Origin of the sequence: Furfurilactobacillus siliginis (genome assembly GCF_001437435.1) — a bacterium.
Lineage (GTDB): Bacteria > Bacillota > Bacilli > Lactobacillales > Lactobacillaceae > Furfurilactobacillus > Furfurilactobacillus siliginis.
This window is the reverse complement of sequence record NZ_JQCB01000004.1, coordinates 160165-173456: the sequence shown is the minus strand read 5'-3', so window position 1 is coordinate 173456 and position 13292 is coordinate 160165. Positions and strand designations below refer to the sequence as shown.

Below are 13292 nucleotides of genomic sequence, written 5' to 3'. Positions count from 1 at the left end.
GAGCAAGACCTAGAACTGCCGTACGGGTTGGTTTTCAACCCGGTAGGTAGTTCGTAGCCTGCACAGCGACTTGACTTTTGACCCACGTTTTCGCTATTTAAGCTCGTGAATTTAAAATGGTCCGAGACAAAATCACTTTTGTCTCGGACCATTTTGTATAAAACCCACAACTTAGAATATTATTTCACAAAATTAAAAACCACTTTAAATTCGTTAAAATGAAAATATGTTTCAATCTAAAGTCACTGATAGAGTAGATGAAAACGGTTACTATAAAAATCATTGTGCGATTTTGAGCAAAAGTACTTGCAAAGTTTTTACAAGGTGATAAACTACTAATTGTGAAAGAGATAACAAACTATAAATAACTTCGACATTGATGGAGGAATTCAAACAATGGTTGTGAAGACTGATAAAAAAGCCGTTAAAGAAACAACAGAAACAACAGATGTAGCCAACATGATTCAAACGCTGGTTGATAAAGGTCACGAAGCGTTAGTTAAAATGGATGACTACGACCAAAAGCGTATTGACCACATCGTTCATGAAATGGCCATGGCAGCTTTGGACAATCACATGGAACTAGCAAAGCTTGCAGTTGAAGAAACTGGTCGTGGGATTGTTGAAGATAAAGCAATTAAAAACATTTATGCTTCAGAAAACATTTGGCACAAGATCAAGGATGACAAGACCGTTGGTATCATCCGTGAAGATGACGTTGAAGAAATCACTGAAGTTGCTGAACCACTTGGTGTTATTGCCGGAATTACACCCGTAACAAACCCAACATCAACAGTTGTCTTTAAAGCTGAAATCGCTGTTAAGACGCGGAACCCAATCATCTTTGCTTTCCACCCACAAGCACAAAATTCTTGTGTGGCCGCTGCCAAGATCGTCCGTGACGCCGCAGTTGCTGCAGGAGCACCTGAAGGCATGATCCAATGGATCGACGAACCTTCAATTGAAGCGACTAACTTATTGATCAACAACGATGGGATTGCCTCAACGTTAGCTACTGGTGGTCCTGGTATGGTTAAGGCCGCTTACTCAACTGGTAAGCCAGCTTTAGGTGTCGGACCTGGTAATGGTCCTGTCTACATCGAAAAGAGTGCGAACATCAAGCGTGCTGTGAACGATGTGACGTTATCAAAGACGTTCGATAACGGAATGGTTTGTGCTTCTGAAAACTCAGCTGTTATCGATGCTGACATTTACGATGACGTAATGGCTGAATTCCAACGTCTTGGTTCTTACTTAGTTAAGAAGTCAGATCAAAAGGCACTTGGCGAAGCAATGTTTAACCCAGTTACCCACGGTGTTAAGGGACCAATCGCTGGTAAGTCAGCCTTTGAAATTGCAAAGTTGGCTGGTATCAAAGTGCCAGAAAACACGAAAGTATTATTAGCTGAAATCGATGGCGTTGGTCCTGATTACCCATTGTCAGCTGAAAAGTTGTCACCAGTTCTGTCTGTTTACAAAGCAAACTCACGTGAAGAAGCTTTGGTTCGCTGTGAAGAATTACTCGACTTTGGTGGCTTGGGTCATACTGCCGGGATTCAAACGGAAGACGAAGCTCTAATGACTGAATTTGGTGTTCGGATGAAGGCCAGCCGGGTGCTTGTTAACACACCATCTGCTGTTGGTGGGATTGGTAACATTTACAACAACATGATTCCTTCTCTAACTTTGGGAACTGGTTCATGGGGTAAGAACGCCGTTTCCCATAACGTTTCATCATTTGACTTGATTAACGTTAAGACAATCGCGAAACGGAGAAACAACATGCAATGGATTAAGATTCCAAGTAAAGTTTACTTTGAAAAGAACTCTGTTCGTTACTTAACTGACATGGAAGGCGTTGAAAAAGTCTTCGTCGTTGCTTCACCATCAATGGTTAAGAACGGTTACGTTGACATCGTTCGCGATCGTCTTCGCAAACGTCCAAATGGCTCAGAAGTTCAAATTGAAGTCTTTGACCAAGTTGAACCAGACCCATCAACTGACACAGTTGATCGTGGGGTTCGTTTGATGAATGAATTCAAGCCTGACACGATTATCGCAATCGGTGGTGGTTCACCACTTGATGCCGCTAAAAACATGTGGATGTTCTATGAACACCCAGGTGCAGACTTCTTCGGTGCTAAGCAGAAGTACTTGGACATCCGGAAACGGACGTACAGCTTCGAAAAGGCCACTAAGGCTAAGTTCGTTGCCATCCCAACAACTTCAGGTACTGGTTCAGAAGTAACACCATTCGCTGTTATCACTGACTCAAAGACTCATGTTAAGTACCCATTGGCTGACTATGCTTTGACACCAGACGTTGCCATCGTGGACCCTCAGTTCATCATGACTGTTCCTAAGCGGACCATCGCTTACTCTGGTTTGGATGTTTTCTGTCACGCCCTTGAATCATATGTTTCAAGTTTGGCTTCAGACTACACACGTCCATGGTCACTCCAAGCATTGAAGTTAGTTCTTAACAATCTGACTGCTTCATACAACGGCGATCCTAAGGCCAAGGAAGAAATGCACAATGCGTCAACCTTAGCTGGTATGGCCTTCGCTAATGCTTACCTGGGGATTAACCACTCCGTTGCTCATAAACTTGGTGGGGAATTCGGCTTAGCTCATGGACTATGTATCGCCATCACTTTGCCACACACGATTCGTTACAACGCACAAATGCCTAACAAGTTGGCTATGTGGGCTAAGTACGAATACTACCGTGCTGACGAAGACTACGCTGACGTTGCTCGTTACCTTGGTTTGAAGGGGAACACAACTGAAGAACTTGTTGAAAGTCTTGTTCAAGCATTCATCGACTTAGCACACAGTGTTGGTGTTGAATTGAGCTTGAAGGCAAACGGCGTCGACAAGAAGCACTTTGACGAAACTGTTGATAAGCTTGCTGAATTGGCCTACGAAGACCAATGTACAACTGCTAATCCAAAGGAACCTTTGATCTCAGAATTGAAGGAAATCCTTGAAGAAGATTTCGACGGTAAGGGTGTTGAAACTAAGACTCGTGGCTTGTACTAAAACGGGGCCGACATTTTAAGAGCGTTCTAAAAAGGTTGAAGACAGAAGTGATTTTGTCTTCAACCTTTTTGAGTTTCAGTCTTACACGTGTTTGAGCATTAGTATGAGGTGATATTTGACAGTACTTCGTTGACATAAGATAATTTGTTATTACACTTTAGCTGATCAGTGAAGCAACGCAACAAAGGAGGCAACTATGCGCTCACGTAATTTTTGGATTTTTCTAGTGGTCATTCTTGGTGCAATCGGTGTTAGCGCAATGACAGCGCGTCCAGTTGGACACACGCCAACGCCTACAAAACAGGTTGCTTCAACGCCCCAAAAGCAGCCTACAAAAAAGAAGGCACCAGTGAAGAAAGCAATTAAAGCAAAGGCACCTACGGAAAAAGCCACGACAGATACAATTTTTACACTACAAAATCATGCACAAACGTTGCCGACTGAACTGGCTGCGCGTCAGGCGCCATCTGGTTGGCATACCCCAATTGTGTTGAATTTATCGGCGCAGGTGTTGAACGGTGAGGGTACGCAAGGCGTTGCACGTTTTGATGGCTTACAGGTCGGTCACAAATACCGGTTATGGGTTCAACCTGATGACGCACGAACTGGCTATCAGATTGATTACACGCCGACAGACAGTTCAACGTATATTTCAACGCAACTGTTACGCAAAGTTTTAACGGATGCACAGAAGTCTGATAAAACAGTTACTCAGTTGACGTTGTATAATTTGAGTCAGGCAGAATAATGCAGAAAGTGGGCTCGTCAGATGGCAGAAAAATTTAGACGCTATTTACTAGGTGCAGGTCTAATGTTTGCAGCATTTTTACTCTATCAGGCTGCAAATTTACCGGCAGATCTTGCATCGTTTATCAAACACCCGACGATGATTGAACAGCTCCTATTGGGTGGTGCGACAACTATTTTGGCAGGATTAGTCATCTGGTTCTTAATTTATTTTTATCGGTATGGTTTGGCGCACCGGGAAGATGATTACTTTGCACAGCAGCCTACGCGAAAGCGTAAATGGGCTATCGCTGGGGTTGCCTTGATTGGACTATTTGCGTTATTAATGGCACAATCATTGATTCGTGAGGCACCATCCGAAAATCAACATTTGATTAATGAGATGCTTAAAAAGACGCCATGGTTAACCGCTTATACTGCGGTCATCATTGCGCCAATTATTGAGGAATTGATTTTTCGTGGACTGTTTTACAATTATTTCTTTATTAAATTGGGGCAGCGTTGGCTTCTGGTCGTGGGTGTCGTCGTCAATGGGCTATTATTTGCCAGCATTCATACGAGCCTGTGGTCGCCGAGCGCATGGATATATTTCTTCATGGGGGCACTGTTTGCCAGCATGTACGTTAAAACACGGGATCTACGTTTTAGTATTGGATTGCATATGTTTAATAATGCATTGGGGATGCTACCGGTATTACTTTAGTGTTGCGGCCAGCGCCGTCAAGTAGGCGTGAGAAATAAGCATTTCTGTGGCTTTTGCTGAGTCTGCTAAGTTGATTTCATAGATTCGTGAGGCTTTTTTGTTTAGCAATGGTAGCATTTTCTGCCAGTCAATGTGGCCGACCCCAAGCGGTAAGCTATCATGAGTTTCACCATACGAGTCCACCAAGTGGTAATGAACGACGTGATTTCGCAAACGGGTGAGCGACTCTGCCAGCACAGTGTTACTGCCGTGTGCTTTGATAAAACAGTGGCTCGTGTCAAAAGCTAAGCGATAGTGGCGTTCCAAAATTTGGCGATCCATTTCGGGGTCACCATAAAAGAACAATGGTGAAATTGAGTTTTCAAACATGATATGGTCACCGCCTTGTTTTGCGTAGTTATCTAAGCGGTCAAAGACAACCGCCTGCGCGTGTTCAAAGGACGGATACATGTCGATGAACGCCTGCGTTTGACGGGAATAAGAGCCGTGTAACAATGCTTGAATGTTATTTTTAGTTGCAATCTCAATTAGTTTGTCAGAGCTAAACCGGAGAAATCGGTAAAGCTCTGGCATTTTTTGTTCTGGTGTCACCATTTCGACGAACCAATCGCCAAAACGCATGGGTTGGTGCAGTACGATGTTTGGTGTGACAGCTTTAACTTCATCGATCGCTCGTTGCAAATGAGTTAGACCAGCAGGCGTAAAGTCGTCCTCATCAAGGTAGAATTCAAACGTATCGGGGAAATAAGTTAACCGGTTACGATATTGGCGGGTACTTGTGCTCCCTTTTAGACCCAATGTAACGTGCATGGACAAACCTCCTTAAATTCTAGTAATGATATATAAGTGTTTTGCTATCGTACCGGAAGTAAACTTGAATGGTGTGGTATAGTGGAAAGGTATCTTGTTGCTGATTACGTATTACACGTAATCGTCGACGGACGTTCCGGCATGCGCCCGCCTTGTATTTTAGAGAAGGGAATTGTGTCTAATCGTGAAAGTCAAAACACTCGTCTACGTTATTATCTCGACCTTTTTGTTCAGTTCTATGGAAATCGCCCTGAAGATCGCAGGTGGGAGCTTTAACCCCATTGAACTTAACTTTATTCGTTTTTTGTGTGGTGGTCTAGCACTACTGCCGATTGCATTACATACTTTACATAATCATCAGCAAAAATTGCATCTGCGTGACTGGGGTGCCTTTGCGTTAACAGGATTCGCCTGTGTTGTTGTCAGCATGACGTTATACCAAATGGCGATTCAAGCAACAGCTGCTTCAACAGTCGCAATCTTATTGAGTGCAAACCCAGTGTTTGGCATGTTGATTGGGTTGATTTTCCTTGGTGAAAAGATGACGCGAACCAATACGATTGCTGTGTGCTTAACGTTGGTGGGCTTGTTGATCATTATTAACCCATTCAAATTGACGAACCCGATGGGAATTTTGCTCGGGCTACTATGTTCCATTACCTTTGGTTTATACGGTGTTTTGTCACGGGTTAATTCCGGGCGGCATCACTTCGATGGCTTAACGATGACGTGTTTCTCGTTTATTGCCGGAGCGGCCGAACTGGGCTTGTTGATGTTATCAACACATATTCCTGGCGAGGCGAACTTCCTTCGTGGTATCAAAGGATTCAGTGATGTCCCGTTCTTTGCTAATTTAAGCTGGAGTTCATTACCATTGCTAGCGTATGTCAGCATTTTAGTAACGGGTGTGGCGTTTGGTCTGTACTTCATCGTGATGGATGAAGCAGGTATTCCAGTTGCCTCACTGATCTTCTTCATTAAGCCAGCATTAGCGCCTGTTTTGGCTCTGATCGTACTGGGCGAACCGATTTATGCGAATACGGTGATTGGGATCGTTGTGATTCTGATTGGCTCAGTTGTCACACTGGTTGGTGAAAAGATCGCGTTGACGATGAGCAGCTGGTTCGGTTCATCGAACCATGGACATAATCATTCATAGTTGAAAAAGTGAGCGAGTGGGACAGAAGTCGAGAAGTTGTGGACTGCACAGCGACTTGATTTTTGTCCCACTCGCTCGTTATTTAAGCGCGTAAATCAAAAGTGAGTGTTTGGGACAAGATGACATATGTCCCAAACACTCACTTTTTATATAACAGCTTAATTGTTTTTTGCAGGATTAACACAGCTGCCAGACACTACTTACTAAAATCAAACTGTTCGAGGAATTGTGCGACCCCGTCGTAATTGTTGTTGCCAGTGACATCGGTACCAGCAGCTTTGATGTCAGGCTTGCCATTGTCCATCACGACCCCAACCTTGGCTGCCTGTAGCATCCCTAAATCATTTTCGGCATCACCGAAGGTCATTAAATTACTAAAGTCCCAACCGTAGTGCGTTAGCAACGCGTTTAGGCCGACGTGCTTATCCATTCCCTTAGCCAAAAACTCCAGAATCTTCGGTTGTGAACGAACCGCATGGTACTGTGCTTGCATGGCAGGGGTGAGATTAGCGGTTGCATCATCTAAGACTTCCGGATCAAATGACATAACGGCTTTACTATATTCGCCGGCAGGTAAATCAGCGAAGTCGACGTGTGTGAATGTCAGTCCGGCGTTCAACATACCTTCATAATAGGATGGCTTTAAGTCAGATAATGGCCATACTTGTTCGAAATCAAGCACATCTAATGGATAGTTGTGGGTTGTGCAATAATCATGCAGCAAAGTTAAATCCTGTTTGTCGATGCCGGAGCGAAAGAGTTCAGCATGCCCGACATTTTGAATAACGAGGGCACCGTTGAACGTGATGGTGTAGTCGTCAACGTTTGTGAGACCGAGCTGTTCAATGTATTTCCAGATGGCATTGATGGGGCGTCCGGTGCACAGAACGATTTTAATGCCGTCGTGGTGAAGCTGTTTTAAGATTGCTTCATTACGGCGGCTAATTTTTTTGTCACTGGTAAGCAATGTGCCATCTAAATCAAGGGCAACCATTTTAATCATGAGAATCCTCCAAGTAAGCGTTTTAAACGAAGTAGCTGTATATAGACTATTATCTTCACAATAGCATAATTTTTCCATCAGAAATTTGTAAACTTTCCGACGATAATAATTTAACTTTGGCGATGAAGCCAGTAGAATGAAGCTAGAAGAGAAGATGGGGTGAGCGATATGAACGATGAAAAGACGTATCGGTTTAACGGCACCACACAGCTAAAGCTAGCGAAGTCGTCAACGAAAGTGGCTGGCACCCCGCTTGATCATGAAGAAATTAAGGCACAACTGGCTGACAATGTGTGTCAGTTGGCAGAATTACAAGGGAAACTATTTGCACAGGCGCAATATGGTGTCGTGATTTTACTGCAAGGAATGGATGCTGCCGGTAAAGATAGTTTGATTCGGCACGTAATGAGCGGCTTGAATCCATCGGGAACTGGGGTAGTTAGTTTCAAGCAACCAACGACGAATGAACTTGCGCACGATTATCTGTGGCGTGTTTCGGCGGCATTACCACGACGCGGCAGTATTCAGGTGTTCAACCGATCACAGTATGAAGATGTTTTGATCAGCCGTGTGCATCCGGAAATTTTGACGACCCAACACTTGCCTGGTATCAGCCAAGTGGCTGACGTAACTGATGAGCTGTTTAAAGAACGTTACCAAGACATTGCAAACTACGAAAGCTATTTAGCTCACAACGGAATCATCTTACTGAAATTTTTCTTGCACTACAGCAAGGCGGAACAGAAACGTCGCTTTGAAAAACGGATTGAAGTGCCAGACAAGAATTGGAAATTTTCAGCAGCTGACATTAAGGAACGCGCCTACTGGGATGATTACCAAACAGCGTATGAAGAGATGCTGAATCACACGGCAACGAAAGCAAATCCGTGGTACGTCGTTCCGTCTGATTCAAAGTGGGAATCGCGGTTAGTAACCTCCAACATTTTAATTAATCGATTAAGTGCATTACAGCCGGCGTATCCAACTGTGAGCGATGCCGAAAAGCAGTAGTTACATGAAATCCTAAATCAACTACAGACAGAACGAGATAGTTAAGGGGCGAGAACCATGGCAAAGGGAAATTTGTATGGTGCGATGGTCATGAGCGCACAGGAAATGGAGCTGATGATCGTTGATTTAAAGCGACATGCTGTCATTGAACGAGTAACTGCGCCATTGAATTTAGGGACTGCACTCTTTGATGGATCACGAATTGCAGCGCAGCGTGCGGATGAAGTGATTGTGATTTTGCGACGTTTCTTGCAACTGCTCGCTGACTATCAGGTGACCAATTATCGATTGGTGGCGAGTCACACGATTGCACAGGCGACCAACATTGATTATGTACGTGATCATATCTTTATTATGACCGGTGTGACGCTCCATTTTATGACGGTCAATGAAGAATCACTTTTTTCATACGAAGCTGCACAATTGCTGCCTAATTTTGATGCGTTGATCGATGGAAATACACTGTTGATGCAGGTCGGTGCCAGCATGGTGCACTTTATGATGTTTCGAGACGGAAAATTACGGTTAACACGTGAATTGTTTGTCGGACCACGGCAGGTCGCGACGCAATTAGAACCGTTAGAGCACCGGGTGGAATCCTATCAAGAAGTATTAAGCGACTATTTGCATTCAAAACTAGTTAATCTATATCAGTATATCCCCGAGCAGTCGTTTGATCAGGTGATTTTGATGGGCTCTCAACTAAACCTGTTAGAAGGACTCATTCCGAAGGGGCAACGATACGTCAAGTTGAGTCGTGCCGCCTTTGATCAGCAATTCCAGATAGTGAGTCAGCTGACGCCACAGGATTTGTTGAATAATAATGAGTTGCCAGCGGATCAAATCAATGAAGTGTTACCGTTGTTTCTCATGTTGGACGAAGTTTTTGATCACTTACAGGTACAAACGGTGCATCTGACTGATTTCAAGGTGATCGATGGATGTGTGGCTGATGAAGAGGCGAAGCAGCATAAACAACCGCGGAATCGTGATGCTGTTAGTCAGGCGATGCTAGGCGCGGCCTATGAGTTAGCCGACCGGTTCAACGTGGATAAACGGCATCAAGAATCTGTCGTGACGTTTGCGACCCAATTGTTTGATCGGTTGAAGCCGTTACATGGTCTGGGCGCACGTGAGCGGCTGTTGCTGCAACTAGCAGCCATCTTGCAGGACAGCGGCTTGTTCATTGACAGTACGCGGCACGCCTTTCATTCGGAATACATTATCAATCATTCAGAAATGTTAGGGCTACGCGCTGATGAGCAGGTAGAGGTCGCTGCGATTGCGCGATACCATAGTTCGGAAACCGTTTCGGCGGATTTAAGTCGCTTTAATATCAGCATGGAGAACCGTTTAGTGATGGTCAAACTGGCGGCAATCTTGCGACTAGCAGATGCCTTGGATGATAGTCGGCTCCACAAAATTGCGAAGATCAGTGTCTCGATTCAAAAGCCACAGGTTATTATTCGTGCGACTGCCAATGATGATATTGAATTAGAAACATGGACGTTTAATAAAAAGCGCCGCTTCTTTGAAGAGGTCTATGGAATTCAACCGATACTGCAACGAACGGGACGCTTTTAGCGGTGGCGAAGGGAGATTGAAACAATGACTTATGGCAATCCAGATTTATTTGTTAATCGTGAATTAAGTTGGGTCGATTTCGATGACCGGGTCTTGGAAGAGGCACGTGATAAAAATAACCCGTTACTTGAACGAGTTCGTTTCCTGGGGATTACACAAAATAATCTCGATGAATTCTTTATGGTTCGAGTCGCATCCCTGCGGAAAATGGCGGAGGTGAAGTATACCAAAGCCGATGCATCAGGAATGACACCCAGCGCACAATTAACGGCTATCAGTGCGCGGGTGCATGAACTCGTCGATAAGCAGTATCGCACGCTCAATCGCTCGTTATTGCCACAATTGGCGGCGATTGACGTGCACTTGCGCGCCTTTGATGAACTAAACTCAGCTCAGGTTAGCTTTTTGACGCAGTATTTTCGGGAAGTTTTATATCCTGTATTAACGCCAATGGCCGTTGATGTCTCCCGGCCGTTTCCGTTTATCAGCAATAACACGTTGAACATTGCGATTCGTTTGATAAAAAATGAAAAAGATGAAGATAGCGGTAAACGTGAACACCGCTTTGCGACCATTCAGGTACCAGATACTTTCGCCAGAGTTGTTGCATTACCAGGTACCAACGAATTTATCTTGCTGGAAGAAGTGATCAAACACTATCTGGCCGAATTATTTACTGGTTTTAAAATCAAAGAGGCCTGCGCCTACCGCGTTATTCGGGATATGGACTTTGATGTGACCGAAGAGGATGCCAGCGATTTATTAAAAGAAGTGGAACATGAATTGGCGGTGCGTGATCACACGCAAGTCATGCGTTTAGAAATTGATGCCGACATGTCTAAACAACTGCGTAAACAGTTAGTGAAGGATCTGGCCGCACAAGCAGATGACGTGTACGACATTAAAGGACCACTTGATTTGCGTTTCTTGGGCAAATTGGCCAAGCAAATCACAGGGCATACCGAGATGCTGTATCCAGCGTTTAAAGGTTATGTGCAGCCAGCATTGCGCGAAGGTGATCTGTTTGCGGCCATTAAGCGGCATGATATTTTTGTTCAACATCCCTACGATAGTTTTGATCCAGTCGTGAAATTTGTGCAGCAGGCAGCCACTGATCCGGATACCTTGGCTATTAAGATGACGCTGTACCGTGTGTCCTCGCAATCGCCAATCATTAAGCATTTGGCGCAGGCGGCTCGTAATGGAAAGCAAGTAACGGTGTTAGTTGAATTAAAAGCACGTTTTGATGAAGAAAATAATGTTAAATGGGCGCAGATGCTCGAGCATGAAGGCTGTCATGTAATCTATGGACTAGTCGGTTTGAAGACACACTGTAAGCTGCTGTTAGTGGTGCGTCGGGAAGCAGACGGCATTAAACGCTACATGCATATGGCAACCGGGAACTACAATGATGTGACCGCACACCTGTACACGGATATGGGTATCTTCACCGCTGATCCGCTAATGGGTGTTGATGCATCAAATGTCTTTAACATGTTGTCTGGATTTAGTGAACCAGATCATTTTGAACGGGTCGCGATTGCACCCACCACACTGCGATCATTTTTATATGAACGAATTGATGATGAAATTGCCAATGCGCAGGCGGGCCGGCCAGCACATATTAAAATGAAGATGAATTCATTGTCAGACAAAGGCATGATTGAAAAGTTGTACGCGGCGTCAGCGGCAGGTGTAAAGGTGGACCTGATCGTTCGTGGGATTGTCTGTTTAAAGGTTGGTGTGCCTGGTATTTCAGATAATATTACTGTGCACTCAATTGTGGGGCGGCTTTTGGAACATAGCCGAATCTATGATTTTTACGCAAACGGCGACCATCAATTGTACTTGTCATCAGCTGATTTGATGACCAGAAATATCAGTCGCCGGGTGGAATTACTGTTCCCGGTACTGCAGGATGATATTAAAGAAACAGTTGGGCATGTTTTTGACCTGATGTGGCATGATAACGTGAAAACCCGTGTGTTACAGCCGGATGGTACGTGGCAAAAGGTAGATCGGCGCGGGCTAGCACCATTGGATGTGCAGGCAACACTACTAGATGACGCGCAGCAAAAAGCGACTGCCGAAGCCCACGTAGTGACGGAAAAGCCACAGACACCGTTTACGCCGTTGATGCGGCCAGCCAGTGAAGCACTGACTGATGATGATTAAAAATGAAGGGAGTCGCACTTGTGGAAAATTTTGCCGTCATTGATTTAGGGTCTAACTCATGTCGGATGACCGTGACGACTATCGATGAAACCGGTCGTTTTACACGAAGCAAAATGGACAAGGAATTTGTCCGCTTATCTGAAGGAATGGAACAAACGGGGATGCTACAAGAGCTTCCAATACAGCGAACGATTGCTGCACTGCAAGGTTTTCAAGCAACCTACTCGCAATTGCCAAACCTAACTTTGAAAGCCATTGCGACGGCGGCCGTTCGTAATGCTAAAAATCAGGCTGCCTTTTTAGCGCGCGTCGCCCAAGAAGTCGATGGGCTGAAGATCGAAGTGATTGCGGGAACCGAAGAAGCCCATTATGACTTTTTAGGTGTTATCAATACACTGCCAGTGACGAACTGTGTTGTCATGGATACTGGTGGCGCATCCTGTGAATTAATTTTGGTTCAAAATGGGCGTGCACAAAATTTGGTGAGTCTGCCATTCGGATCTGTGAATCTGACGGAGACGTTTTTGGCGCATGGAACTGATACGATTGCGGCAGTTGATATTTTCCGGTTGTCTACAGCTATCCAACGGCTGTTCAATGGCATTTGGTGGCTGCATCGCGGGCAAAATTTACCAATCGTTGCGTTAGGCGGTTCCAATCGAACGTTGGCAAAGATTCGTCGCAAACAAAAGCAAGTCGCTGATTTTGAGGATATTCATGGGTTTCGGATGAACGTGTCAGAGGTTGACGATGTGTATGCTGAGATCATTGAGCGTAATTTGGCTGAGCGCAAAGCAATGCCGGGATTGTCCAAGGCGCGTGCCGATATTATTGCGGCTGGTAGCACGCCGTTGGTGACGATTATGCGGTATTTGGATTCAGGACGTGTCATTTTCTCTGAAAATGGTGTGCGCGAGGGGATCTTATATGAACATCTAGCTGATTTGCGGCGGCAAGGTGTCGTCGGTGATCAACAAGAAGATGTGTCGTTGATTAAACACACGTCGGACTAGACTGGCTGTGAACGAAACAAAAAGAGAGTGGGCCAAAAGTCGGGG

Annotated in this window: 10 protein-coding genes; 8 read left to right on the top strand and 2 right to left on the bottom strand. The window is 44.8% G+C overall.

The window, feature by feature from the left end:
* Positions 1-396 precede the first annotated feature (396 nt).
* The 3 genes from adhE to IV55_RS04460 all read left to right on the top strand — a co-directional run bounded on the left by adhE (position 397) and on the right by IV55_RS04460 (position 4492).
* Complete coding sequence (gene adhE, locus IV55_RS04470; RefSeq protein WP_057809788.1) at positions 397-3042, top strand: bifunctional acetaldehyde-CoA/alcohol dehydrogenase; 2646 nt, start codon at positions 397-399, stop codon at positions 3040-3042.
* Between the two features lie 196 nt (positions 3043-3238).
* Positions 3239-3790 (top strand): hypothetical protein, encoded by a 552-nt coding sequence (locus IV55_RS04465; RefSeq protein ID WP_057809786.1) that lies wholly within the window; start codon positions 3239-3241, stop codon positions 3788-3790.
* Between the two features lie 21 nt (positions 3791-3811).
* The gene (locus IV55_RS04460) at positions 3812-4492 is read left to right on the top strand and encodes a CPBP family intramembrane glutamic endopeptidase (protein WP_057809784.1); all 681 of its coding nucleotides are present in this window, start codon (positions 3812-3814) and stop codon (positions 4490-4492) included.
* Here the strand turns inward: IV55_RS04460 and IV55_RS04455 are convergent.
* Positions 4484-5302, bottom strand: a complete 819-nt coding sequence (locus IV55_RS04455; RefSeq protein WP_057809782.1) for a TIM barrel protein — start codon at positions 5300-5302, stop codon at positions 4484-4486. The genes IV55_RS04460 and IV55_RS04455 overlap by 9 nt on opposite strands.
* Before the next feature lie 184 nt (positions 5303-5486).
* Here IV55_RS04455 and IV55_RS04450 point away from each other — a divergent pair, with 184 nt between their 5' ends.
* Entirely contained in the window at positions 5487-6461 is a 975-nt protein-coding gene (locus IV55_RS04450; protein WP_225425864.1) for a DMT family transporter, read from the top strand.
* A 196-nt stretch (positions 6462-6657) separates the two neighbouring features.
* Here the strand turns inward: IV55_RS04450 and IV55_RS04445 are convergent, their stop codons facing one another.
* Positions 6658-7464 (bottom strand): Cof-type HAD-IIB family hydrolase, encoded by an 807-nt coding sequence (locus tag IV55_RS04445; RefSeq protein ID WP_057809780.1) that lies wholly within the window; start codon positions 7462-7464, stop codon positions 6658-6660.
* Between the two features lie 168 nt (positions 7465-7632).
* Here IV55_RS04445 and IV55_RS04440 point away from each other — a divergent pair, with 168 nt between their 5' ends.
* From IV55_RS04440 to IV55_RS04425, 4 genes are read left to right on the top strand one after another with little or no spacing between them, the layout of a single operon-like run.
* Positions 7633-8475: a PPK2 family polyphosphate kinase gene (locus IV55_RS04440; RefSeq protein ID WP_057809778.1), complete on the top strand. Its 843-nt coding sequence runs from the start codon at positions 7633-7635 to the stop codon at positions 8473-8475.
* A 57-nt stretch (positions 8476-8532) separates the two neighbouring features.
* Entirely contained in the window at positions 8533-10059 is a 1527-nt protein-coding gene (locus IV55_RS04435) for a Ppx/GppA phosphatase family protein (protein WP_057809776.1), read from the top strand.
* A 24-nt stretch (positions 10060-10083) separates the two neighbouring features.
* The gene (locus IV55_RS04430) at positions 10084-12234 is read left to right on the top strand and encodes an RNA degradosome polyphosphate kinase (RefSeq protein ID WP_057809774.1); all 2151 of its coding nucleotides are present in this window, start codon (positions 10084-10086) and stop codon (positions 12232-12234) included.
* Positions 12235-12236: 2 nt separating this feature from the next.
* Positions 12237-13247, top strand: coding sequence for a Ppx/GppA family phosphatase (locus IV55_RS04425; RefSeq protein ID WP_057809772.1), 1011 nt, complete (start codon positions 12237-12239; stop codon positions 13245-13247).
* Positions 13248-13292: the final 45 nt, after the last annotated feature.